The organism is Streptomyces sp. P1-3 (assembly GCF_050613155.1).
GTDB lineage: Bacteria > Actinomycetota > Actinomycetes > Streptomycetales > Streptomycetaceae > Streptomyces.
Genome location: NZ_CP192512.1, coordinates 7,579,130 through 7,603,533, shown reverse-complemented (window position 1 = coordinate 7,603,533; position 24,404 = coordinate 7,579,130). Strand labels below are relative to the sequence as shown.

General features: G+C 72.0%; 17 protein-coding genes and 2 pseudogenes. 6 read left to right on the top strand and 13 right to left on the bottom strand.

Annotated features, from left to right (window positions below; all coding sequences use genetic code 11):
* Positions 1–407: 407 nt before the first annotated feature.
* Positions 408–1,295, bottom strand: coding sequence for a hypothetical protein (locus ACQUSR_RS32450; RefSeq protein WP_431046791.1), 888 nt, complete (start codon positions 1,293–1,295; stop codon positions 408–410).
* A 249-nt stretch (positions 1,296–1,544) separates the two neighbouring features.
* Positions 1,545–2,735 carry a S1 family peptidase gene (locus ACQUSR_RS32445; protein WP_431046788.1) on the bottom strand — a complete coding sequence of 397 codons (1,191 nt, stop codon included), beginning with the start codon at positions 2,733–2,735 and terminating at the stop codon, positions 1,545–1,547.
* A gap of 308 nt (positions 2,736–3,043) precedes the next feature.
* On the opposite strand from ACQUSR_RS32445, the gene ACQUSR_RS32440 reads away from it, so the two are divergent.
* Entirely contained in the window at positions 3,044–4,273 is a 1,230-nt protein-coding gene (locus ACQUSR_RS32440; RefSeq protein ID WP_431046786.1) for an ROK family protein, read from the top strand.
* 196 nt (positions 4,274–4,469) lie between these two features.
* On the opposite strand, the gene xylA is transcribed toward ACQUSR_RS32440, so the two are convergent.
* On the bottom strand, positions 4,470–5,639 hold the full coding sequence (xylA, locus tag ACQUSR_RS32435; RefSeq protein WP_431046784.1) for a xylose isomerase: 1,170 nt from the start codon (positions 5,637–5,639) through the stop codon (positions 4,470–4,472).
* A 238-nt stretch (positions 5,640–5,877) separates the two neighbouring features.
* Between xylA and xylB the strand changes: the two genes are divergently transcribed.
* Positions 5,878–7,347 carry a xylulokinase gene (gene xylB / locus ACQUSR_RS32430; protein ID WP_431046782.1) on the top strand — a complete coding sequence of 490 codons (1,470 nt, stop codon included), beginning with the start codon at positions 5,878–5,880 and terminating at the stop codon, positions 7,345–7,347.
* A 164-nt stretch (positions 7,348–7,511) separates the two neighbouring features.
* On the opposite strand, the pseudogene ACQUSR_RS32425 reads toward xylB, so the two are convergent.
* The 3 genes and pseudogenes from ACQUSR_RS32425 to ACQUSR_RS32415 all read right to left on the bottom strand — a co-directional run.
* Positions 7,512–7,744: pseudogene (locus ACQUSR_RS32425) on the bottom strand (endo-1,4-beta-xylanase); the annotation flags it as partial.
* A gap of 115 nt (positions 7,745–7,859) precedes the next feature.
* The gene (locus tag ACQUSR_RS32420) at positions 7,860–8,561 is read right to left on the bottom strand and encodes a glycoside hydrolase family 43 protein (protein ID WP_431047978.1); all 702 of its coding nucleotides are present in this window, start codon (positions 8,559–8,561) and stop codon (positions 7,860–7,862) included.
* Positions 8,562–8,666: 105 nt separating this feature from the next.
* A pseudogene (locus tag ACQUSR_RS32415) lies at positions 8,667–9,755 on the bottom strand (glycoside hydrolase family 43 protein); the annotation flags it as partial.
* A gap of 245 nt (positions 9,756–10,000) precedes the next feature.
* Here ACQUSR_RS32415 and uppS point away from each other — a divergent pair.
* Positions 10,001–10,939, top strand: a complete 939-nt coding sequence (uppS, locus tag ACQUSR_RS32410) for a polyprenyl diphosphate synthase (RefSeq protein ID WP_431046781.1) — start codon at positions 10,001–10,003, stop codon at positions 10,937–10,939.
* A 64-nt stretch (positions 10,940–11,003) separates the two neighbouring features.
* Here the strand turns inward: uppS and ACQUSR_RS32405 are convergent, their stop codons facing one another.
* From ACQUSR_RS32405 to ACQUSR_RS32390, 4 genes are read right to left on the bottom strand one after another with little or no spacing between them, the layout of a single operon-like run.
* A complete protein-coding gene (locus ACQUSR_RS32405; RefSeq protein ID WP_431046779.1) occupies positions 11,004–11,852 on the bottom strand; it encodes an SAM-dependent methyltransferase in 849 nt (282 codons plus the stop codon).
* 16 nt (positions 11,853–11,868) lie between these two features.
* Positions 11,869–12,582 carry an aspartate/glutamate racemase family protein gene (locus ACQUSR_RS32400; protein WP_431046777.1) on the bottom strand — a complete coding sequence of 238 codons (714 nt, stop codon included), beginning with the start codon at positions 12,580–12,582 and terminating at the stop codon, positions 11,869–11,871.
* 50 nt (positions 12,583–12,632) lie between these two features.
* Positions 12,633–13,664 carry a squalene/phytoene synthase family protein gene (locus ACQUSR_RS32395; protein WP_431046775.1) on the bottom strand — a complete coding sequence of 344 codons (1,032 nt, stop codon included), beginning with the start codon at positions 13,662–13,664 and terminating at the stop codon, positions 12,633–12,635.
* On the bottom strand, positions 13,646–14,440 hold the full coding sequence (locus ACQUSR_RS32390) for a tRNA-dependent cyclodipeptide synthase (protein WP_431046773.1): 795 nt from the start codon (positions 14,438–14,440) through the stop codon (positions 13,646–13,648). Before ACQUSR_RS32390 ends, ACQUSR_RS32395 begins: the two co-directional genes overlap by 19 nt.
* Positions 14,441–14,666: 226 nt before the next feature.
* On the opposite strand from ACQUSR_RS32390, the gene ACQUSR_RS32385 reads away from it, so the two are divergent.
* Positions 14,667–17,153 (top strand): SpoIIE family protein phosphatase, encoded by a 2,487-nt coding sequence (locus ACQUSR_RS32385; protein ID WP_431046771.1) that lies wholly within the window; start codon positions 14,667–14,669, stop codon positions 17,151–17,153.
* Between the two features lie 136 nt (positions 17,154–17,289).
* On the opposite strand, the gene ACQUSR_RS32380 is transcribed toward ACQUSR_RS32385, so the two are convergent.
* A complete protein-coding gene (locus ACQUSR_RS32380; protein WP_431046769.1) occupies positions 17,290–17,658 on the bottom strand; it encodes an arsenate reductase family protein in 369 nt (122 codons plus the stop codon).
* A gap of 120 nt (positions 17,659–17,778) precedes the next feature.
* Between ACQUSR_RS32380 and ACQUSR_RS32375 the strand changes: the two genes are divergently transcribed.
* Both ACQUSR_RS32375 and ACQUSR_RS32370 read left to right on the top strand, forming a co-directional pair.
* Entirely contained in the window at positions 17,779–18,054 is a 276-nt protein-coding gene (locus ACQUSR_RS32375) for a hypothetical protein (RefSeq protein WP_304460106.1), read from the top strand.
* A gap of 152 nt (positions 18,055–18,206) precedes the next feature.
* A complete protein-coding gene (locus ACQUSR_RS32370; protein WP_431046767.1) occupies positions 18,207–20,870 on the top strand; it encodes a SpoIIE family protein phosphatase in 2,664 nt (887 codons plus the stop codon).
* Here ACQUSR_RS32370 and ACQUSR_RS32365 read toward each other — a convergent pair.
* Both ACQUSR_RS32365 and ACQUSR_RS32360 read right to left on the bottom strand, forming a co-directional pair.
* A complete protein-coding gene (locus ACQUSR_RS32365; RefSeq protein ID WP_431046765.1) occupies positions 20,867–21,916 on the bottom strand; it encodes a cation diffusion facilitator family transporter in 1,050 nt (349 codons plus the stop codon). The two genes, ACQUSR_RS32370 and ACQUSR_RS32365, sit on opposite strands and share 4 nt — an antisense overlap.
* Positions 21,917–21,998: 82 nt before the next feature.
* Positions 21,999–24,404, bottom strand: a complete 2,406-nt coding sequence (locus tag ACQUSR_RS32360) for a glycoside hydrolase family 65 protein (protein ID WP_431046763.1) — start codon at positions 24,402–24,404, stop codon at positions 21,999–22,001.

Genomic DNA, 24,404 nt, shown 5'->3' with positions numbered 1-24,404 from the left:
TTTGAGAGGAGACGGCCGGACCGGCGCACGGATAACAGAAATCTCCGGGGTTCCCGCGCGAGCGAAACGCCGGTATGCGGCGGCGATGTGCGGCGGTGGTCCGGCAGCCTTCGCGCCCCGGCGGGGACCCAGTGGCACGACTGCCCTCTCCCCCAAGCGGACGCGTGCACGTGCACCACGCGCACACCGGAAGGCACCCCCGTCAGTGGCTACAACAAGGCCCAAGGTGCTGGCGTATGGGACGACATGGCCCTCTTCGACTGGACCGGCCACGTGAACCCGAACATCAGGTGGACCCCGTAGGAGAGGGCCGGCAGCCAGGCGAGGCAGACCTGCCGGGGGCTCGTCCCGCAGCAGACCTGCCGGGGGGCTTGTCCCGCGCTCCTGAGCGATCCCGTGGAAGACCGTCACGCGGGCCAGTCCCACGCCATCCCGTGTATGCCGGCCGGGCAGCGGACCGGGAGCATGTGGGCCGAGTGGGAGATGTCCAGGGATATCCGGCGGGTGTTGCGCGCCTCGGCGCCGATCCGCTCGCGGTAGTAGCTGCGGCAGCCGACCGGGAGTGCCGCCGGGTGGAAGTAGACGTGCAGCAGATAGTCGCGGAGATTGACCCGGGTGCGGCGTTCGTGGTGGGTGGATATCTGGCGGCTCGGGCCGAGCAGGACGTCGTAATCGACCACCATGGTCTCGTTCTTGTCCAGTTCGCGGCCGAACAGGATCTCCACCACGATGCTGCGCAGCTCCGGCAGGAAGCGTACGGAGCCGAGCCGTCCGCAGTTGGCGACGACGTCGATCGACTCGGTCTCGGTGTCGTCGATGTGGTGCACGACGGTGATCCGCCCGGCCCCGTCGCGGATGGCGCGCAGCACCTGGTTCACCGAGACACTGCGTATGCAACGGTGTTCGTCCAGGCGCACGGTCTCGCGGATCACGACCGCGCTGATGTCCTCATTGAAGTGCGCGAACGCCTCGCCGAGTGCTTGTTCCACGACCGAGTTCTCGCCGAAGACGCGCTGGGAGGCGGTCAGGTCCTGCGGCCCGGACGGTGCCCGGCCGCGCGGGCGGGGCGGGCCGAGCAGGGAGCGCAGGGTGCCTTCGGGGAGGTCGAGGATGGTCTCCAGTGCGTCCACGGCGCGTAGCGACTGCGCTCGTTCGGGCTGGCTGCGGCCGCGCTGCCAGTAGCTGAGGGTGGCCAGGCTGACGTTGATGCCCTGGGCCTTGAGCCGGTCCCGTACCCGCTCCAAGGGGAGGCCGCGCTGCCGCAGCGCCTCCCGGAGCACGGTCGCGAAGGACATGTCCGAAACACGGGGCTCGCTCGGGGAAACGCGGGAAGCGCTGGGCGAAGCCTTGGTGGTGGCTCTGCCACCCGGTCCGTCGTGGGGCGTCTCGGTCATGACGTCTCCGATGGTTCACACGGTGTCGCGATGTCGTGGGGGCGATGGTCATGGCGACGGCGGAAGGTCGCGGCCTCGTGCCCAACGGCACGGGGGGCGCTCACCGTATCCGGTGAGCGCCCCCCGGTTCTCCCGTGGGGTGGAAGTTCCTCAGTCGGTGTCGAGGGTCAGGTTGTAGTGCGCGAGCGTGTCGTCGAGCGGCTGGAAGTACGAGGAGCCTTCGCCGTTGACGCCGTCGCACTGCTGGTGGCTCGGGCCGCCGGAGGTCATGCCCTGGGCCTGGTCGCCGGAGATGTACGCGCCGCCGCTGTCGCCGCCCTCGGTGCAGACCGTGGAACTGCCGAGGCCGGTGACGACGGTGTCCGGGCCGCCGTTCTCATCGGTGTAGGTGACGGAGACGTTGTAGGCGGAGACCGTGCCGCACGTCCAGCCGGTGGTCTGGCCCGCCTTGCACAGGTCGGCGCCGACGGGGGCGCGCTCGCTGCCCTTGACCGCGTGGGCGTCCCCGTTGCCGTAGGTGTCGACCGTCGTGCCGACGGAGTCCTCGGCGTCGAGCCTGGCGATGCCCATGTCCACGCTGTCCTTGCCGAGCGCGAAGCGCGTGTTCTCGCCCTTGGCGAACCGCTCGCCCTGGTAGGCGAGTTCGGGCAGGTTCTCGATGCAGTGGCCGGCGGTCACCAGGTACCGCGTACCGTCCGCGGCCTTGGCCCCGTAGCCCACCGAACACAGGAACCCGTCGAACGTCATCCGCTTGCCCGGGGGCACCACGGCCTGGGTGACCAGCCGCTGCTTGTCCTTGATGACGCGGACGGCGTCGCCGTGCCGCTTGGCGGCCTTGAGGAACGAGCGGGCCCCGTCGCTCTTGTCGCTCTTCACCCGCACGGTGACGGTGTCGGAGGCGAGGTCGACCGACCAGGAGGTGACGCCGGTGGGCACCTGCTTGGTGGCCCTGGCGTCGAGTTCGGCCTTGACGCGGTCGAGGGCGGACTGGCCGCGCTCGGGTATTCGGGCCTTGAGGCCCGCGGCCTCGATCTTCGCGGCGGTCTTCGCGTCGGACGCGTTGACGGTCAGAGCGCCCTTGCTGTCGAAGAACGCCCCCTCCGTCCGGACCCCGTCCTTACGCAGCTCGCCGAACGTGCTCTGCTGTTCCGCCTGCTGGTCAAGCCTCTCGACGGCGGCCTTTTCGCTGATGCCGAGCGAATCGGCGAGCGCGTTGACCATTTGCGGCTGATAACGCGGGGCTTCGGGGGTGGACGCTCCGGCCTGGGCGCCCCCGGCAACGGAAACACAGAGCAAGGCGCCGGCGGTCGTGGCAAGGAAGCTGTTCCGGGAAACTCGCACGGATTCTCCTTACGATCGCAGGCCGCCCCCAGACAGTGGGGGGTAGGAAACACAAGGGGAAACCCGTGTCGTTTCCAGATGGGCGACGGCCTGGCGACGCGAGTGTGGGGGACCGCGCCGCGGGAAAGATCCTGACCGCGATGCCGGATTCCTCACAAGGTTTGCGTTCGATTAACTTTCAACAGATGTACGGAAATCTGTGAACAGCACGCGAGGCAGGGCAATTCAGGTGCCGTCGCAGCCCGCTGACCGGGCTCCGGCGCCGGAGGAACCCCCGTACACCCGGATCACATAAGCTCGTCAGCGATATGAACAGCGACTTCTCGCCGCTCGCGGGCAAGGCCGGCCGGGAGAGCGTGCGACGGCACAACCTGGGCCTGGTGCTGCGTGCCGTCCGCGACGAGGGCGAGGCGACGCGCGCCGGTGTCGCGGCGCGGGTCGGGCTGACCAGGGCCGCTGTGTCCTCGCTCGTCGAGCAGTTGCTGGCGGGCGGGTTCCTCTCCGAGTCGGGCAAGACGTTCAGTGGTCAGGCCGGGCGGCCGGGCACCGTGCTCAAGGTGGCGCGCACCGGTCCCGCCGGGATCGGTGTGGAGGTCAACATCGACTACGTGTCGGTGTGCGTGGTGGATCTCGCCGGTACCGACCGGGTGCGGCTGACCGAGTACGTGGACAACCGGGGCGCGCCGCCCGCCGAGGTGCTGGCGCGTGCCGCCCGGATCGCCGCGCGGGCACTGGTCTCGGCGGGCGAGCAGGATCTGCGCCCGGTCCAGGTGCGGCTTGCGCTGCCCGGTCTGGTGTCCGCGGGGACGGTGCGGCAGGCGCCGAATCTGGGCTGGCGGCGGGTCGCCGCGGCGGGCCTGTTCGGGAAGGCGCTGGCGGCGCTGCTGCCGGACCGGCCCGCGCTGCCGGTCAGTTCGGAGAACGAGGCGAACCTGGCGGCGCTGGCCGAGCTGTGGTTCGGCGGCCTGGAGGGGCTGCGCGGGTTCCTCTATCTGACGGGTGAGATCGGGGTCGGCGGCGCGGTGGTCGTCGGCGGCGAGCTGCTGCGCGGCGCGCACGGTTTCGCCGGTGAGATCGGGCATGTGGTCGTCGACGCGGACGGCCCCGAGTGCCGGTGCGGCTCGCGGGGCTGCCTGGAGCAGTACGCCGGGCAGTCCGCGCTGCTGCGGGCGGCCGGGATCGACGAGGACGCCGGCGCGGCGGGCGTCGCCGAGCTGGAGCGGCGGGCCGCGGACGGCGACGAGCGCGCGCTGGCCGCGCTGCGCGAGGCGGGCACGATGCTGGGCAGGGTGCTGTCGGGGGCGGTGAACCTCCTCGACCCGGACGCGGTCGTGCTCGGCGGGGTCTATCGCGGTCTGATGCCGTGGCTGGGCCCGGCGGCCGACCGGGAGCTCGCGAGCCGGGTGGTTTCCGGGCTGTGGTCCGGCGAGGACGGCAGGCTCCGCGCCTCATCGCTGGCGGGCGACGCGGCGCGAGGCGCCGCCGCGGGGATCGTACGGGAAGTGGTGGCCGACCCCGTCGCGTACGCGGAGGCCTGACCGGCACGTATACGGAGGCGTGAGGCGGCCGGACCGTCTCCGCCGCGGGCACGGGGCGCGGCGGAGACGATCCAGCGGGGCGCGGGCACCGTGGGGCACCACTTCGCGCAGGCCCGCCGTGCGGGCACCGCGCGCGCAGTCATCGCGGATGCGGGCGGGCCGGGAGCCACGGTCCTCATGAGGACCGGCGCGGGCGTCAGCGCACGCCCAGCAGGTGGTCCACGGCGAGCTGGTCCAACCGTTCGAAGGCCATGCCGCGCTCTCCGGCGGCGGTGGCGTCGAACTCCTCGAAGGCGCTTCGGTCGGCGAGCAGCGCGGCGAGCCCGTCCTCCGCGGTGGGTCGCGCGAGGTCGTCCAGCCGCGCGGCGCGCAGCGCCTCCCGGACCTCGGGGTCGGCGCGGAAGGCGGCGGCCCGCTCCTTGAGGATCAGGTAGGTGCGCATGCAGCCCGCGGCGGAGGCCCATACGCCGCCTGCGTCCTCCGTACGCGGCGGCTTGAAGTCGAAGTGCCGGGGGCCCTGGTATCCGGCCGACTCCAGCAGGTCGACCAGCCAGAACGCGGAGCGCAGGTCGCCCGCGCCGAAGCGCAGGTCCTGGTCGTACTTGATGCCGGACTGGCCGTTGAGGTCGATGTGGAAGAGCTTGTCCGCCCACAGGGCCTGGGCGATGGCGTGCGGGAAGTTGAGTCCGGCCATCTGCTCGTGGCCGACCTCGGGATTGACGCCGTACAGCTCGGGGCGCTCCAGGCGCTCGATGAAGGCGAGGGCGTGCCCGACGGTGGGCAGCAGGATGTCGCCGCGCGGCTCGTTCGGCTTGGGTTCGATGGCGAACCGCAGGTCGTAGCCCTGTCCGGTGACGTACTCGCCGAGCAGGTCGAATGCCTCCTTCATCCGGTCGAGCGCGGTGCGCACGTCCTTGGCGGCGCCGGACTCGGCGCCCTCGCGACCGCCCCAGGCGACATAGACCCGGGCACCGAGCTCCACGGCGAGGTCGATGTTGCGGATGGTCTTGCGCAGCGCGTAGCGGCGGACGTCGCGGTCGTTGGCGGTGAAGGCGCCGTCTTTGAAGACGGGGTGGGTGAAGAGGTTGGTGGTGGCCATCGGGACGATCAGCCCGGTGGCGTCCAGTGCCTGCCGGAAACGCTTGACGTGTGCTTCGCGCTCGGTGTCACCGGCGCCGAAGGGGATCAGGTCGTCGTCGTGGAAGGTGACGCCGTACGCCCCGAGTTCAGCGAGCCGCTGGACGCATTCGACGGGGTCGAGGGCGGGGCGGGTGGCGTCCCCGAACGGGTCCCTGCCCTGCCAGCCGACCGTCCACAGGCCGAAGCTGAACTTGTCCCCGGGGGTGGGTGTGAAGCGTTCCGTCATGGTCCGGCCGCCTTGACTCCATGGGGTCCGACACACGCCGGACCTATTTGTTTTCTGTCATGACTAATCATGCACGGCGGGCCGTCGCCGCAGAACCCCGCCGCTCACGAGGGAGCACAACTCGTAAGGAACACAGGAAGGGTCAAGGGTATGTCGCCATGAGGTGCCATCCCGTAATTTGTTCTCGGCACGACCAAAAGCGGCCGGGGAACCGGTGGGCCGGAGAAGAGGTACGCGCATGCCGCCGAGCGCCGTCGTCATCGGTGTGGACAGTTCGACCCAGTCCACCAAGGCGGTCCTCACCGACGCCGACACCGGCCGGACCCTCGCGGTCGGCAGCGCCCCGCACCGGGTCACCGGTGTGGCGGGCGCCCGCGAGACCGATCCCGAGGTGTGGTGGGACGCGCTGCGCGCGGCCGTCGGCGCCGGCGTCGACCAGGCCGGGATTCCGTCCGCTTCGGTGACCGGCATCGCGGTCGCCGGGCAGCAGCACGGGCTCGTCGTCCTGGGCCGCGACGGGCGCCCGCTGCGGCACGCCCTGCTGTGGAACGACACCCGCTCGGCCCCGCAGGCCGCCGCCCTCACGGAGGAGTTCGGCGGCCCCGCTGCGTGGACCGCGCGCACCGGCTCGGTCCCGGTCGCCTCGTACACGGCCACCAAGTGGCGCTGGCTGCGGGAGAACGAGCCCGCGACGGCCGACGCCGCGGCCGCCGTCCGCCTCCCCCACGACTTCCTCACCGAGCGGCTGGCCGGGGTTCCGGCGACCGACCCCGGCGACGCGTCCGGCACCGGCTGGTACGCCACGGCCACCGGGGCCTACGACCCCGGGCTGCTGGCACTGATCGGGCTGGACGCCGCGCTGCTGCCGCCGGTGGCCGCCACCGGCGCGGCCAGGGCCGGTACGCTGACCGCCGCGGCCGCCGCCGAGCTGGGGCTACCCGCCGGGATCGCCGTCGCCGCGGGCACCGGTGACAACATGGCCGCCGCCGTCGGGCTGGGCCTCGGCGGCGCCGGGCTCCTGGACCACCCCGTGCTCAGCCTCGGCACCTCCGGCACCGTGTTCGCGGCCACCCGCGCGCGGCCCGCCTCGCCCGCGCTGTCCGGTTTCGCCGCCACCGACGGCACGTACCTCCCGCTGGCCTGCACCCTCAACTGCACGCTCGCCGTCGACAAGGTCGCCGGGCTGCTCGGCCTCGGCCGCGAGGCCGCGGCCCCCGGCGGCGAGGCCGTCCTGCTGCCGTACCTCGACGGCGAGCGCACCCCCGATCTGCCCACCGCCGCCGGCCTGCTGACCGGTCTGCGGCACACGACGACGCGCGAGCAGCTGCTCGGGGCGGCCTACGAGGGCGCCGTCGTCACCGTGCTGCGCGCCCTCGACGAGGTGCTGCGCGCCTGCGGCCCGGAGGCGGCCGCCGCCTCCGACCGCCCGCTGCGGCTGATCGGCGGCGGCGCCCGGGGCCGGATGTGGGTGGAGACCGTGCGCCGCCTGTCCGGCCGGGCCGTGGTCATGCCCGAGGCGGGCGAGCTCGTCGCGCTGGGCGCGGCCGCGCTCGCCGCCGCAGCTGCGGGCGGCGGCGACCCGGTCGCCGTCGCCACCGCCTGGGGCACCGGCTCCGGGCCCGTACTCCCGCCCGTGGAGCGGGACCTGGAGACCTGGCACCGCGTCACCTCCGTCCTGGACCACGCCACCCCCGCCCTGCTGAGCTGACCGAGGAACGGCTGATGAAGTTCACCGACGGCTTCTGGCTCACGCGCGAGGGCGTCCGCGCCTCGTAGGGAAGGCGCCGCGGTAGTGGCCGACCGTGGTGGTGAGTGGTTCTTGAGGATGCCGCGCAGCTCGGCGGCCGGGTGGCCGCCGTTCTTCAGCCAGCCCGGCAGCTGGCTGTGCCAGACGAGGGTGTGGCCGCGTACGCCCTGACCGTGCGCGGCCGCGTGGGCGACGAGCCGGTCGGCGGGCGCCCAGTCGTACTGGCGCGGGTGGGTTCGAGGGTGTCCCACTTCATGGCGTTCCCGGCGGTCACGGAGTTGAACTCACGGTCCAGGACGGCGGTGTACGGCGCCTCGGAGGTGAGCGGGGTGTCGTCGGTCGCGGCACCGAACCGCACCCCCCGGGCGTCGGCGTACCCGCGCAGGGTGGTCGCGGACTGCGCGCCGTGCACGGGGTGCGGCGCGGCGAAGGTTGCCGCCGTCAGCGGCGGCCTTGTCCTCGTGCCCGTCGCGTCACCGCTGCTCCCGCAGGACCGTGAAGTGGCGTGCGAAGCCGGAGAGCCCCGGCAGTTCGCGGATCGGCGTCCAGGTCCGCAGCCCGTCGAGGCTGTCGCTGTAGTAGTACTTCTTCTCGGTGTAGCCGTCGAAGTAGATCCGCCAGCCGCCGTTGTCGAGCCGCACGAGTGCCGGTCCCTCGCGCCAGTTGCCCCAGCCGGCCCAGTCGCCCGTGCCGATGAAGGTGTAGGGCCCTTCGAGCCGGTCGGCGACGGCGTGCTCCAGGTACTTCGTCGTCTCCTGCTTGGTGATGGCGTGGTACTTGCCGCCGTGCCGGACGACGAACGTGTCGATGTAGTTGGCCCGGTCCAGGCCGGTCAGCGGCTTCGGGGTGCTCCAGCGGGTCAGCGACGCGTCGAGCGCCGTGAGCAGGTGCGGCCGGAAGGTGTAGTCGTTCGTGGTGTCGAGGGAGACGACGAGGTGGACGCGGCCGTCGTCGTCGACGAACCACTCGGGCGCCCAGGTGCGGGTGAGTCCGGCCACCGGCAGCGTGTGGTTGGCGACGAACCGCCAGGTCACGCGGTCGGTGCTGCGTGCGAGGCCGATGGTGTTCCCGGTCCAGTTCGTGGTGTAGGCGATGTAGTAGGAGCCGTCGGTGTGCCTGATGAGGCTGGGGTCGCGGATCAGGCCGGTGGGCGGGGTGTAGGCCGGGCCTTTCATCAGGGAGTAGGTGAGCGCGTCGGCGGACTCGTAGACGTACAGGTTGGATTCGCTGCTGTTGGTGAACGCGGTCATCGTGTAGCGCGTGGCCGCCTTGCCGCCGCGTGCGGGCGCGTCGGCCACCGGAATGCCGAAGTCCGGTGTGCCGTCGGCCTTCCAGCCCAGCGTCTGGACGCGGGTGTGCCGGTTGGGGTCGTTGAGCGGGTCGCCTTCGATCTCCTTGTACTGGCGGGCGTGGTAGACGAGGACGTCGGTGACGCCGTCCTCGGCGACGGTGAAGGAGTTGTGGCCGGGACCGTACTGCTTGGTCTGGTCGTTGCCGGCGAAGACGGGTACGGGTGACTTGCGCCAGGACGCCGGGTCCATCAGGTCGCTGTCGGCGTCGGCGGTCAGCAGGCCGAGGCAGTAGTTGTGGTCGGTGGCGCTGGCCGAGTACGACATGAAGACGCGGCCGTTGCGCTGGATGACGGACGGCCCTTCGTTGACCTTGAAGCCGATGGTCTCCCAGGCGTACTCCGGCGTGGTGAGCCGGATCTGGGGCCCGGTGAGGGTCCACGGGTTCGCCATCCTGGACAGGAAGACGCCGGTGTTGTTGTCCATGCCGGGCTCGTGCTGCGCCCAGGCGAGGTAGCGGTCGCTGCCGTGGGTGAAGGTGGTGGCGTCCAGCGAGAAGGTGTCCCAAGCGGTCTTGAGCTGCCCCTTCTCCGTCCACGTGCCCTCGAAGGGGTTCCGGCCGGCGTTCTCCAGCACCCAGATGCGTATCTTCCACACGTCGTCGGCGGGCGCGGCGGCGAAGTAGATGTACCACTTGCCGTCGATGTGGTGGATCTCCGGCGCCCAGATGTGCGCGGCCATGTCGCCGCTGCCGTGCTTGCGCCAGATCACCGTCTCCTGGGCACGCGAGAGACCGCTCAGGGTGCGGGAGCTGCGCAGGATGATGCGGTCGTACTCGGGGGCGGTGGCGGTGAAGTAATAGCGGCCGTCGGTGTGCCGGTGGATGTGCGGGTCGGCGCGCTGGCGGACGAGGGGGTTGGCATAACTCTCCCTGACCGCAAGCGCTTTGCCTGCGGTGAACGCGGCTGCGGGCGCTTCGCCCGTGGCGGCGTACGCGCCGGTGGGTGCCGCGGCGAGTGCACCGGCGGCCAGGGCTCCCTTCAACACCAGTCTGCGGTTGGGGACTTCGCTGCGACTCATACTCGTCTCCTCGTCTCGCCGGCGGCCCGAGACTCTCGTTGTACGAAATCTCGAACGCCATCTGTGATACCGAACGGCGAAAAGGTATGGGCGAGTCGGAGCGAGGTCAACGGGTAGGACGCCGCGACATTTCCGGGGCAGGCCGCGCACGGCTTGACCGGGCCGGGTGGATGAGTCCGACCATGCCGGGGTAGATCGCTATACGAAACCACTCAAACACATGCAGTACTCGCCTAGGAGGACAGATGGGGTCACACACGACAGCACGCCACGTCGCGTGCATCATGGACGGCAACGGCCGCTGGGCCCAGCAGCGCGGACTACCGAGGGCGCACGGGCACATGGCCGCCGAAACCGCTGTCCACACGGTCGTCAGAACCGCTCTGGAGGAGGGCGTCCCCTGGTTGACGCTGTTCGCGTTCTCCACGGAGAACTGGTCGCGCCCGCAGGAGGAAGTCGACTGCCTCATGGACACCGGCTGCCAGTTCCTGCGACGAAGAATCCACGACTGGCACCGCGACGGTATCCGGATGCGCGTCCTGGGCGACAAGAGCCCTCGCATCCCGGAGTCGCTGCGCCAAGAGCTGCACTACGCCGAGCACCTCACGCGGGACAACAGCGCGATGACCCTGACAGTGGCCCTGAACCACGGCGGCCGCGGCGAGATCGTGCGCGCGGCGCGCACGCTCATCGAACAGCAGGTTCCGGCCGAGGAAGTGACCGAGGAGAGCTTCGCCCAGCACCTGCAGCACCCCGATCTGCCGGACGTCGACCTCGTCATCCGCACCTCGGGCGAGTACCGGCTGTCCAACTTCATGCTGTGGCGGTGCGCGTACGCCGAGTTCGTCTTCCCGGAGGTGCTGTGGCCCGACTTCGGCGCCGACCACTTCAGGCAGGCCCTTGAGCTGTACGCCCAGCGCGCACGCCGCTTCGGCGGAACCACGGCCCAGATCCCCGCCCCCCGCTCCCCCGAACCGGCACCGCCCGACCGCGTCGGAGTCGGCCTGCCGTCCCTCTCCAGCGTGTTCACCGTCTCCAGCGGCATCGCCACCCGGCTCGGCCTGCACCTGCTCACCGGCCTGTGCGACACGGCCCGGTACGCCAAGTCCCACTTCGAACGGCCGCCCGAGCATGTCCCGGTGGGCGCCGCGGCCGCGCCGATGCCGCAGCCGCGCCCCTGGTGAGGAGCCTCACCACGGACCGGACGGGCACACGACCCGCCAGTCCAGGAGACGGCCGGGCCCCGCGTCAGTGGCGGGCCGAGGCCGTGATCATGAGATAGCCGAGGTGCCGGTCGGCCGCCGCCAGTTGCTCCACCAGCGCCGTCATCCGCGCCACGGCCGCGGATCCGTAGGCGTCGAGGAGCTGCTCCCGGCGGTGGCGAACGGCTTCGACCGTCTTGCGGCCGGTCGGGCACACCTGCTCGGTCAGGTCGTCGACGCGGAGCACGTCGAACCCCGCGGCGTCCAGCAGGGCGAGGTACTGCTCCCGGGTGGCCAGATGCACGGAGGGCGCTGCCGTGAGCTCGCCGTCCCGGCGTTCCGACCGGGGGGACAGCACCGAGTCGGCGAGCAGCAGGAGGCCTCCGGGGCGCAGGCAGCGCGCGGCCTCCGCCAGTGCCACGGCCTTCACCGACGGGCTCCCGCCGTTCGGGAGGTGGCCGGCGACCTCCACCATGAGCGCCTGATCGAAACCACCGCTCGGGAACGGCAGCGCGGTGACGCCACCCTGCTGAAAGGCCGTCATCCTGCCGGCCCCCGTCTGTGCGGCCCGTCGCCGAGCAGCGCGCACAAGGGCTTCACTGGCGTCGACGCCGGTCACCGAACACCCGGTCTCGGCGGCGAGGAGCAGTGCGGGCTGGCCCGTGCCGCAGCCGATGTCCAGCAGCCGGTCGCCGGGGGCCGGCCCGAGCCGCTCCCCGGCGAGGCGGGTGAGGCGGTCGGCTCCCTCCGCCAGCGTCGCCGGATCGTCAGCGCCGCGGAAGTACCCCTTGTGCAGCGCTCCGGTGCCCGCGGCGGTGGCGCAGAAGTCGGCGATCGCCCCGTAGAAGACGCCGACATCGGACTCGTCGCCGACGCCCTCGGCCAGTACGGTCACGGCGTGTCCCTCCCGGTCACCGGTGCCACGTCATCACCGGTGGCGGTGCGTAGGTGATACGGCTGCTCCGCAGTCCGAGGCGCACGGCGCTGTGCAGGGCCAGCAGCGCCGCGCCGGTGGGGTCGATGACCGGTACGTAGGGCCCGTGGGCGGCCAGGCGGTCCTGGAGGAGCGCGGCGACGCCCAGGAAGCCGGTGCAGCCGAGCACGAGGGCGTCCGCCTCGCCGGCGGCCACTGCCGCCGATGCCTGGGCGAACAGGTGGTCCACCAAGGTGTCCTGGTCGTGCAGCGAGAGCTCCGGGGTGTTGATGACCCGGACCGACCGGCAGCGTTCGGAGAGCCCGTGGTGCCGGATCAGCTCGTGGAAGATCGGTACGACGCTCGGCAGCACGCTGATGACGCCCACTCGGTGGCCCAGGGAGAGTGCCGTGAGCAACGCGGGCTCGAAGCCCCCCATGACGGGGATGTCGACCACCTCGCGTGCCGCGTGCACCGCCGGCTCTCCCGCGCAGGCGATGAACACCCCGTCGCTCCCGGCGTCCGCCGCGCGGGTCACCTCGGCCAGGAGCGCCGGGGCGGCCATGGCCATCTCGTACCGGGAGGCGACCGATGCGGCATCGCCGACCGCGGTGACCTCCAGCTTGGTGTCGTCGCCCACCCACTGCTCGCACTCCCGTCTGACCAGGTCGAGGTAGTCGGAGCTGCCGGGCATGACCACGGTCAGACGCATGAAGTCTCCGTTTCTGCGCTGCTCGGAGTGGGTACGGGGCCGGTCTCGGTTCAGGGGCGGTCGCTCTGCTGGGCCGCCGGAGTGCGCGGGTACGGCCGGGGTACGGGCCGCGGGCCGGCGGTCCGGTGCGCGGCGGCGGCCCGGGCGTAGCCGAGGGCGAAGCCGGCACAGGAGGCCGCGGCGCAGGCCAGACGGGCGCGCGGGCGGGGATGGAAGATGTCGTGGTCGGACCGCCGGATCTGCTCCAGGGTGATACGGCCGAGGCGTACGTACTGCCGTGGCAGTTCCTGGGCGGACGGATGCACCAGCCGCCACCAGTCGGCCGCCTCGGCGAAGCACCGCCGGGCGCGATCGGTCTGGAATTCCACCAGTTCCCGCAGTTGGGGGGTCATGCGCCTGTCCCGAGCGGCCTGTTCCACACCGGCGCGGGTCAGGCCGAAGTCGTTCAGGTCCTCCACCGGCAGGTAGAGGCGCCCGTCGGCGAGGTCTTCGCGCAGGTCTCGCAGGTAGTCGGTGAGTTGGAGCCCGAAACTCGCGGCGACGGCCCGGCGGTCGGCTTCCTCGTCGCGTGGTTCGAGCAGGGCGTTTCCCCAGATCGTGCCCTGCCCGCAGACCCCGTCGATGTACTCCGCCAGATCCGCGTAGCGGGGGTACTCGGTGACCGAGAGGTCGGTGCGGATGGTGGTCAGGAATCGGCGTATGGACCGCGTGGGAATGTCCCAGGTGCGGGCGAAATGACGGAAGGCACAGGCTAGTTGCCGACCGGTTCGGTCCTGTGTCGCCGCCGGCTTCCGCGGCCCTTCGCCGTCCCCCGCCAGGAGGTCCAGGAACTCCCGTACATATGCGTCGTACTGGGCGAGCCGCTCGGTGGTGGGTTTCGTCGGGTCGTCGATGAGATCGTCCACGTACGTGGAGAAGGCGAGGATGGCGTCCCAGTACGGCCGTCGTCCCGGCGGCAGCAGACAGCGCGCCAGCGGATAGGCCGCAGAGTTCCGCTGGGACAGATATCGTCCGCAGCAGGTGTAGGCGGCGGCGAGTCGCCTGTCGTGCAGACCGGCGGCTGTCAGTTCGCGCGCGTGCATGCACTCTCCTGGAATCGAGATTCCGGCCCCGCGGGACGGCCTGCCGGACGGATGACCGCGTATCCCTGACGCGGGGAGGGAGTCAGGTCCGCATTCCTTGAGAACAGGATGTCGGCGAGCGGGATCGGTTTGTGATAGAAGCACAGGGAGGACGAGACCCCGAATATCTCGGCGGACCCGAGGAAGAACGGCAGCTCGGCCAGTGGATAGCGCATTCCCGCCCGGACCTGGTCGTCCGTCGGCGCTGCGCCGTCGACGTACTTGGCGAGCGCGAGACGGCTCATCCGCAGGCAGGCCCGCCGGATCTCCCCGTCCTGGTGCAGCGCCGCTTCGGCGCGTTCGCGCAGGGTGCGGTAGACCGGGTCGTCCACGAGGTCCGACAGCAGGTGGACATGCGTGGCGCCGGCGGCGGGAATCCGCGCCGCGTCCAGCGCCCGTGTCACCCGGTTGCGCACGGCGTTGGTCTCCTGCCGGGATTTGCGCTCCGCGTATTCGGGGGAACGCCCCAGCACCAGCAGGTTCTCCCGGAGCGCCGCGTCGGGGATGATGACATCGACCCGGTTGAATCTGACATGACTCCAGCGGAGCAGGCTGCCGAGTAGTTTGACGCTGAAATAGCTGTTTCCGTGGCTGACCCCCACGACGATATGCCGCCCTTCCTCGTAGACCCGGCGGCAATTGTCGGTGATCGGAGCGACGGAGAAACCTCCCGACGGGTCGGAGGATATGGCCTCGGGAGGGGCGTCAGGAGGTCGTTTGCTGCGATCCACGCGCATCAATTCTCCTTTGGAGCAACAATCTCGGCAGAGGTTGTCCCCCGAAAAGCGACAGTCACGACAACTCCAGCACGGAACCGATGACCGTGCCACTTCGGCCCCGAGCTTCGCCAGTCTCCCAGCAGTCACTTGAGTTCCGATGGAACGCACCATTGGAACGCACCATGTCGTGCACCGCCACCGGCCCTGAGACCATGGTGACCGGCCGACAACAGGATGAATCCGCATGGACGCAGCCACCACAGCAGACGGCTATCCCTTCGCCGTCTACAACACCGCCGCAGCCCTGGTGGACGGTGCGGGCGCCCTGCTGACGTGGACCGCCGCGGCGGAGGAACTCCTCGGGCGCCGGGCCGAGGACGTGTGCGGCCGCCCGGTCACCGACCTCCTCGCCGACCCGGCCGCGCACAGGGCGAAGGCCGCGGCGCTGTGCGGCGCACAGGTGCGGGAGGGCAGGGCCACGGTGACGCACGGCTCCGGCCAGGAGCTGGAGATCCTGTGCCGTGTCATACCGCTGACCGGGCCCCGCCGCCGCCACGAGCCGAGCCATCTGATCCTCGCGGCCCCCGCCGACCTGATCGCCAGATGGCGCGAGGACCACGCCCTGGCCGGGGAGCTGTTCGCGCAGGACCGCATCGGACTGGCCGTCTTCGACGCGGGACTGCGGGTGGTGCGCACCAACACCCCGCTCCTGCCGTACACCGGCGTACCCCCGGACCTGCGCGGACTGCGGCTCGGCGACTTCCTGTGGGCACAGGACGCCGAGGCGGTCGACGCGCAGCTGCGCCATGTGCTCCGTACGGGCGAACCGGTGGTCGGATCCACCGCCCTGACGCGGACGCTGGAGGACCCGCGCAGCGGACGCCACATGACGTTCTCGGCGTTCCGGCTCCAGGAACCGGGCGGGCGCCTCCTCGGGGTGGCCGTCACCTACACCGACACCACCGAGCAACACCGTGCCCAGGAGCGGCTGGCCGTGCTCCACCGCGCCACCGCCGCCCTGGGCGGGGCCTTGTCCGCGGAGCAGACGAGCCGGGACCTGGCCGACGTGCTGGCGCCCGCGTTCGCCGACAGCGTGGCGGTGGACGTGGCCGACGCCGTGTTCGACGGCACCGAGCCCGTGCCCGACCGGTACGGGCGCGTCGCCCAGCGCCGCACGGCCACCGCCGGAGAGGGCGCGGAGGCTCCGGGCCCCGGGGCGCCGGCCACCGGGGACGACCTGGCCTCCCCGCCCGTACCCCGGGGGTCGCGCGAAGGGTTCCTCGTACCGGACACCGACCATCCCGCCGATGACCGGCCCACCGGCTGGGCCCGCGCCGTGCCGGGGGCCCGGTCGGCGATCAGCGCGCCACTGAGCGCCCGCGACATCCAGCTGGGCACCCTCACCCTCTGGCGCACCGCACCGCACCGGCCCGCGTTCGACGAGGCCGACCTCGCGCTGGTCCGGGAGATCGCCGCCCGCGTGGGGCTGGCGCTGGACAACGCCCGCCGCTACACCCGCGAGCATCTCGCCGCCGTCAGCCTGCAGCGCAGCCTGCTGCCGCCGGCCACGGCCGACATGGCCGCGGTCCGCACCGCCAGCGTCTACCTTCCGGCCGACCCGGTCGGCGGCGTCAGCGGCGACTGGTACGACGTCATTCCCCTGTCCTCCGCCCGGGTGGCGCTGGTCGTCGGGGACGTGGTGGGCCACGGCCTGCGGGCGACCGCGTCGATGGGACGGCTGCGTACCGCCGTGCGGACGCTGGCCGATCTCGACCCCGAGCCGGACGAGTTGCTCACCCACCTCGACGACCTGGTCATGCAGCTGCCCCTGGAACCGGGGCCGATGGAGCACGGAGAGTACCCGGAGCGGGCCGGTGCGGCACGCGGAGAAGAGCGCGGCCGCGTGCTCGACACCGGCTCCGACGGCGGGCGCGACTCGTTCGCCGCCACCTGCCTGTACGCGGTGTACGACCCGCTGACCGGGCGCTGCACGCTGGCCAGCGCGGGACACCCGCCACCGGCCCTGCTCGGCCCGGACGGCACCGCGTCGTACATCGAGCTGAACCCGGGCCCGCCGCTCGGGGTGGGCGGCCTGCCGTTCGAGAAGGCCGTGGTCGACCTCGCCCCCGGCAGCGTCCTGGCGCTCTACACCGACGGCCTGATCGAACGCGGTGAGGGTGACATCGACGAGGGCATGGAGCAGTTGCGGGCCCGCCTGGTGCGGGCGGACGCGCTGCACAGCCCGCTGCACGGCGTGGTCCAGGAGGTCGTGGCGGGGCTGCCGCCGACCCGGCTGCCGGACGACGTGACCCTGCTCGTCGCCCGCACCCGGCGCGTGCCGCGGGAGGACACCGCCACCTGGACACTCGACGCGGACCCGGCCGTCGTCGCCGACGCACGGGAGCTGGTGGCCCGGCAGCTCGCCACCTGGGGCCTGGAGACGCTGCAGTTCACCACCGAGCTCGTGGTGAGCGAACTGGTCACCAATGCCATCCGGTACGCGGGCGGCCCGGTGGAGCTGCGGATGATCCGCACCGACGTGCTGACGTGCGAGGTGTCCGACCCCAGTGGCACGCAGCCGCGGATGCGGCGCGCGCGGGCCACCGACGAGGGCGGCCGCGGGCTGTATCTCGTCGCTCAGCTGACCAGCCGGTGGGGCAGCCGCTACACGCGGCGGGGCAAGACCATCTGGGCGGAGCAGCCGCTGCCGAGGCCGCTACCGCTGGGCTGAGCTCCCGCCCGGCGGCTGTCTGACCGAGCGTGCGGGGCCCGCCGCGCGAGCCAGGGTCGTCGCTGGGTGGAGGCGCGAGCCCAGGTCGTCCCGGGGCGGACGCACGGGCCCGGGTCGTTCCGGCCGGACGCACAGGTCAGCGCGCGGACCGGGACAGAGCCTCCCGTACCGCCTCGTCCGTGCGCGCCACCACCGCCGATCCGTCGTCGGCCGTGATGATCGGCCGCTGGATGAGCTTCGGATGTTCCGCCAGGGCGGCGATCCAGCGGTCGCGTGTGCCCTCCTCGCGGGGCCAGTCCTTCAGCCCGAGTTCCTTCGCCGCGGCCTCCTGGGTGCGCGTGATGTCCCAGGGTTCCAGTCCGAGCCTGCCGAGCACGGCCCGGATCTCGTCCTGGCCGGGCGCGTCCTCCAGGTAGCGGCGGACGGTGTATCCGGCGCCTTCGGCGTCGAGCAGCTTGATCGCGCTGCGGCACTTCGAGCACGCGGGATTGATCCAGATCTCCATGGCCGACACGGTACCCGAAGTGCCCCTCAAACCCCGTCTGGCCAGGGGCTTTTGTCAGTGCCGGGACGTAGAATGGGGGGTGTTCAGCAAGCGGTTCCCGATCGTCTGTGGAGGATGCCGATGGCCGTTGCCGCAAAACCTCTCCCGTGCCTGCCGACCCTGCCGAAGAAGCGGTTGCCCGCGGGGCAGCCGCGTGAGTGGTACGAGTCCCACAACCGCCGTCTGAAGGCCATGCGCCTGGCCATCGCCCTGCTCGACTCGGGTGTGTACCGCCCTGAGCAGGCCCGCAACCGCCGGATACGGACCACCGCGGCGCGGATCGGGGTGCGCCCGCCGTCCAACACCACCTGCCGGATGGTCCGCTCTCTCATCCGAGACGAGACCCGGACCCGCTGAACCCGGCCGCCCCGCCGCGTCCCTGACAGGGGCGCGGCGGGGCGCTCACGTGTCCCGGTCGGCCCGTCCGGCGATCCGCCGGCCCGTTTTTCCACCGTCTCTGTCGGCCTGTTCCACTCGCATCCCGGCACGGGAAAGTGGGACCATGACGTATGGCCCGGACCCCAGCCCGAGCCCGGATTCTGGCGTATCTGCGCAGCCTGGCCGGGCAGGTCTTCGTCCTCCAGCTGATCGTCGTGCTGCTGCTGGTCGTCGCGGGGGTGGTCGCGCTGCTGCTCCAGGCGGAGCGGGACAGCAAGGAGGAGGCCCGCAGGCGGTCGCTGGCGGTCGCGGAGACCTTCGCCAGTTCGCCGGGGATCGTCGAGGCGCTGCGGAGTCCCGATCCGACGGCGGTGCTCCAGCCGCGGGCCGAGGAGGCCCGTGAGCTGTCCGACGTGGACTTCGTGGTGGTGACCGACACCGCCGGGATCCGCTACACGCATCCGCTGCCGGACCGGATCGGGAAGAAGTTCGTCGGGGACATCGAAGAACCGCTGGCCGGAAGGCCGGTCACCGAGACCATCGAGGGAACGATCGGCCCCCTGGTGCAGGCGGTGGTGCCGGTCAACGACTCCGACGGGCAGGTCGTGGGCCTGGTGTCCGCCGGGGTCACCATCGAGAAGGTCACCGGGGCGGTGGACCGGCAGCTGCCGATCCTGCTGGGCGGCACCGCCGCCGCGCTGGTCCTGGCCACGGGCGGGGCGGCCCTGGCCAGCAGGCGGCTGAGGCGGCAGACGCACGGGCTGGGCCCGGCCGAGATGACCCGGATGTACGAGCATCACGACGCGGTGCTGCACTCGGTCCGGGAGGGCGTGCTGATCGTGGGGGGTGACGGCCGGCTGCTGCTGGCCAACGACGAGGCGCGTCGGCTGCTGGAGCTGCCCGACCGCCTTGAGGGCCGCCCGGTCACCGGGCTCGGTCTCGCCCCGCGGCTGGCGGAGCTGCTGGCTTCGGGGCGGGAGGCGACCGACGAGGTGGTGGAGAGCGGTGACCGGCTGCTGGCGGTGAACAACCGGCTCACGGCCCGCAAGGGCGGCCCGCCCGGCAGTGTCGCGACGCTGCGTGACTCCACCGAGCTGCGGGCGCTGTCGGAGCGGGCCGATGTGGCGCGCCGGCGGCTGCGGCTGCTGTACGACGCGAGCACGAGCATCGGGACCACCTTGGACGTGACCCGGACGGCAGAGGAGCTGGCTCGGGTGTCGGTCCCGAGGTTCGCCGACTTCGTCACCGTCGACCTGGCGGAGCCGGTGCTGCGGGGCGAGGAGCCGCACGTCGGCCACGATCCGCGGATGCTGCGTACGGCGGTCGCCGGGATCCGGGACGACCATCCGCTGTTCCCGCTGGGGGAACGGATCGTCTACGAGCCCTCGACGCCGCAGGGATGGGGGCTGCACAGCGGTCGGCCGGCGCTCGAACCCGTGCTGTCCGAAGCGCTCGGCTGGCAGACGCAGCACCCGGAGCGGGCGGCCCGGGTGCTCGACTACGGCATCCATTCGCTGATCACAGTGCCGTTGCGGGCCCGGGGGGTGCTGCTGGGGGTGGTGAACTTCTGGCGGTCGGAGGCGCCCGAGCCGTTCGAGGAGGACGACCTCTCCCTGGCGGAGGAGCTGGGGACCCGTGCGGCGGTGTGCGTCGACAACGCCCGCCGCTTCACGCGTGAGCACAACATGGCCGTGACGTTGCAGCACAGCCTGCTGCCGCGGCGCTTCCCCGCGCAGGACGCGCTCGAACTCGCCTTCCGCTATCTGCCCGCGCAGGCAGGCGTGGGCGGCGACTGGTTCGATGTGATCCCGCTGCCGGGGGCCCGGGTGGCGCTGGTCGTGGGGGACGTGGTGGGGCACGGGCTGCACGCGGCCGCCACCATGGGCCGGCTGCGCACGGCGGTGCACAACTTCTCCACGCTGGACCTGCCTCCCGACGAGCTCCTGGGGCATCTGGACGAGCTGGTGGGCGGCATCGACCAGGACGAGTCCCCGCTGGGCGGCGAGGCCGCGATCACCGGGGCGACGTGCCTGTACGCGATCTATGATCCGACCACAGGGCGGTGCAGCATGGCCCGGGCCGGCCATCTGCTGCCGGTGGTCGTCCTGCCGGACGGTGAGGTCCGGTTCGCCGATGTGCCCGGGGGGCCGCCCCTGGGCGTGGGCGGGGTCCCGTTCGAGACGGCGGAGGTGCTGTTGCCCGAGGGGAGCATGCTGGTGCTGTACACGGACGGGCTCGTCGAGAGCCGTGACCGGGACATCGACACCGGGCTGACGCTGCTGACCGAGGTGCTGCGCGAGGAGGCCGGGCAGCCGCCGGAGCGGATCTGCGGCGCGGTGCTGGAGGCGCTGCTGCCGGCCCGCCCGAGCGACGACATCGCCCTGCTCGCGGCCCGGACGCAGCTGTGGGACGCCGACCGGATCGCGGACTGGGACGTGCCGGCGGACCCGGCGGCGGTGGCCGTGGTCCGGGCCGAGGTCTCCCGGCAGCTCGCGCGGTGGGGGCTGGAGGAGGTCGCGTTCACCACGGAGCTGATCCTCAGCGAGCTGATCACCAATGCCATCCGCTACACCTCCGGGCCGAGCCATGTGCGACTGCTGCGCGGCCGCAGCCTCATCTGCGAGGTCTCCGACACCAGCAGCACCTCCGCGCACATGCGCTACGCCGCCACCACGGACGAGGGCGGGCGCGGGCTGTTCCTGGTGGCCCAGTTCGCGGAGCGCTGGGGGACCAGGTACACCCTGACCGGCAAGGTGATCTGGGCCGAGCAGCCGCTGCCACCGCGCGGCCCCTAGCGGTGGTGGGCGAGGCCTGCGTGGGGGTCGGTGTGCGCGGGGTCGTGCGCCGGGTCTGCGTGCACCAGGGCCGCGGTGAGCCGGGGCACGGCGTGCAGCAGGGCGTGCTCCGCCTCGACGGCGACACGATGGGCCTGACGTAGGTTCAGCTCGCCGTCGACGACGATGGCGACCTCGGCGCGCAGTTGGTGGCCGATCCAGCGCAGCCGCAGTTCGCCGAGGTCCGCGACGCCGTCGACCCGCCGCAGCGCGGTCTCGGCGGACTCGACCAGCGCGGGGTCGACGGCGTCCATCAGCCGCCGGAAGACCTCTCGTGCGGCGTCCTTGAGGACCAGCAGGATGGCGGCCGTGATCAGCAGGCCGACGATCGGGTCGGCCAGATGCCAGCCGAGTGCGGAACCGCCGGCGCCCAGGAGGACGGCCAGGGAGGTGAACCCGTCGGTGCGGGCGTGCAACCCGTCGGCGACCAGCGCGGCGGAGCCGATCCTGCGGCCGGTGCGGATGCGGTAGCGGGCCACCCACTCGTTGCCGAGGAAGCCGACGACCGCGGCGGCGGCGACCGCCGCCAGATGGGACACCGGCCGCGGACTCAGCAGCCGGTCGATCGCGGCCCACGCGGCGAACGCCGCGGACGCGGCGATGGTGAGCACGATGACGACGCCGGCCAGGTCCTCGGCGCGGCCGTAGCCGTAGGTGAACTTCCTCGTCGCCGCTCTGCGCCCCAGGAGGAACGCGATCCCCAAAGGCACGGCCGTCAGCGCGTCGGCGGCGTTGTGGACGGTGTCGCCCAGCAGCGCCACCGAGCCGGATATCGCCACGATCACCGCCTGGACGACGGTGGTGGCGCCGAGGATGCAGAGCGAGCGCCACAGGGTGCGCATGCCCTCGGCCGAGGACTCCATGGCCGCGTCGACCTTGTCCGAGGACTCGTGGGAGTGCGGCGTGAGCAGATGCGCCAACCGGTGCCGCAGCCGCGCCCACGGAGGCTTGTGCGGGTGGTGGCCGTGTCCATGAACGTGCCCGTGGCTGTGCCCGTTGCCCGTCATGCCGCATACGGTGGCACAGGAATCCCGTTGCGGCTATTGCCGTGATACCAGCTCTGACCAGGTGCGATGCATGTGCAAGTGATCAGAGGCCGTCGGGCGGCAGCCTCAGTTGCGAGGACTCCCCCGGTTCCACGGTCACCTCGCGGTCGGCCAGCACCACGCGGATCGGTTCCGGGTCCGACGCCGGGACGGCGATCCGTACCTGACCGCGGCTCATCTGCAGGCTGACGCCCCAGTTGCCCCGGTAGCGCAGGGAGAACCCGTACTCGGACAGCTCCGGCATCGGGACGGGGTCCAGCCACAGCGCGTCCTGACGGGTCTCCAGGCCCGTCAGCCCGCGTTGCACCAGGTCCAGGGTGCCGGCCATGGCGCCGAGGTGGATGCCTTCGGCGGTGGTCCCGCCCTGGATGTCGGCGACGTCGCCGGTCAGCGCCTCCTGGCAGAACCGCCAGGCGTCGGCGCGCCGGACCCGGGCGAGCACCCAGCCGTGCACCAGTCCACTCAGGGTCGATCCGTGGGTGGTGCGGTGCAGGTAGTACCCGACCGTCGCGTGCCAGGTCTCGTCGTCGAGGTGGTAGCCCAGCCGCCCGAAGAGCCCGGCCAGTTCGCCGGGCGAGAAGAGGTAGCCGAGCATCAGGGCGTCGGCCTGCTTGGACGCCTGGTAGCGGTTGACCGTCTCGCCCTCGGCCTCCAGGATGCGGTCCAGGCGGCGGATGTCGCCGTAACGCCGCCGGTAGCCGTCCCAGTCCAGCTCCATCAGGTCGCCGTATCCCTCGAACTGGCTGATGACGCCCTGGTGGAACGGCACCCGCAGCCGTCGTGAGACGTCCTCCCAGCGGTCCAGTTCCGCCGTGTCCAGCTCGATGCGCTCGAAGAGCTCGCGGCGGCGCGGTTCGGGAAGGTCGCGGGTGAGGTCGAGGGCGCGCGCCAGCACCCACGCGGCGGTGACGTTGGTGTACGCGTTGTCGTCCAGTCCGGGCAGCGCGGCGCCCGGATACGCGTCGTGGTACTCGTCGGGGCCGACGACGCCGCGGATGCGGTAGCGCTCGTGCACGGGGTCGAGTACGGCCAGGTCGGCGAAGAAGCGGGCGATCTGCACCAGCATCTCGGCGCCCTTGGCGTGCAGGAAGTCCGTGTCACCGCTGGCCTGGCAGTACTGCCACACGTTGTACGCGACGGCGGCGCCCACGTGGCGCTGGAGCCGGGAGTGGTCCGGCAGCCAGTGTCCGGAGCGCGGGTTCAGATGCAGGACCTGGGCCTCCTCGCGGCCGTCGCTGCCGCTCTGCCACGGGAACATGGCCCCGGCCCGCCCGATGTCGGCGGCGGCCCGGCAGGCCCGGGGCAGCCGCCGGTGCCGGTAGAGCAGCAGCGCGCGGGAGACCTCGGGGAAGTGCAGGTTCAGATAGGGCAGGACGAACAGCTCGTCCCAGAAGACGTGGCCGCGGTACGCCTCGCCGTGCAGCCCGCGGGCCGGTACGCCCACGTCGAGTTCCGCGGTGTGCGGCGAGAGCGTCTGCAGGACGTGGAACAGGTGCAGGCGCAGGATGCGGCCCGCCTCTCCCGGCACCTCCAGTTCGGCGCGCCGCCACAGCTGCTCCCACGCGGTGCGGTGGACGGCCAGCAGGCCGGCGAAGTCGGCGGCGCGCCTGACCCGCTCGACCGCCGCCCGCAGCGGGTCGCTGATGGCCGGGTCGCGGGAGGTGTGCAGCGCGACGGTCTTCTCCACGGTCACAGAGCCCTGCGCGGCGATCGGGGCGGTCAGGGTCCGGGCGGCCCGCCGCCGGGTCAGGTCGGGCCGGGAGACCGGGGGGACTCCTTCGGTCACCCGGGTGCGGGCGGCCATGGCGATCCGGAGGTCGGAGGCGCTGGTGCGGAAGCGCAGCCAGACCGTGTCGGGCTCGACGGCGCCGGTGTGCGTCCGGGTCAGGTGCCGGGAGCCCAGTTCGCGGTAGCGCTCCACTCCGGTGTTGGTGACGGTGCCGTCGATGGCGGAGGCGATGTCGATCGCACCCGCCCAGTTCTCGGCCGTGAACGTGGTGCGCAGCGCGGCCAGATGCGGATCCCTCATGTGCACCAGCCGCCGCTCTTCGACGCGGAGTCTGCGCCCGTGCGGGTCTTCGTACGAGGACTGCCGGGTGAGGGTGCCTTCGCGCAGGTCCAGCGTCTGCCGGTGGTCGCGCAGCTCGGTCCGGTCGGGCGAGAGCCAGGGGCCCGCCGGGCCGTCCGCGGGCTTGAGGCGGTAGCGCAGCGACAGCCAGTTCGGCAGGTTGACCAGGTCCTCGTTCTCGACCCGCCGCCCGCTGACGGTGGAGACGAGGCGGTTGTAGCAGCCGGCGGCGTACGTTCCCGGGTAGTGGATCTCGTCCGCGACGGACTCGGACGCGGCGCCGCGGGTGGCGAAGTAGCCGTTGCCCAGCGTGCACAGCGATTCCCGCAGCCGCTCCTGGGCGGGCTCGTAGCCCTCGTAGGACCAGGTCCACTCCCGCAT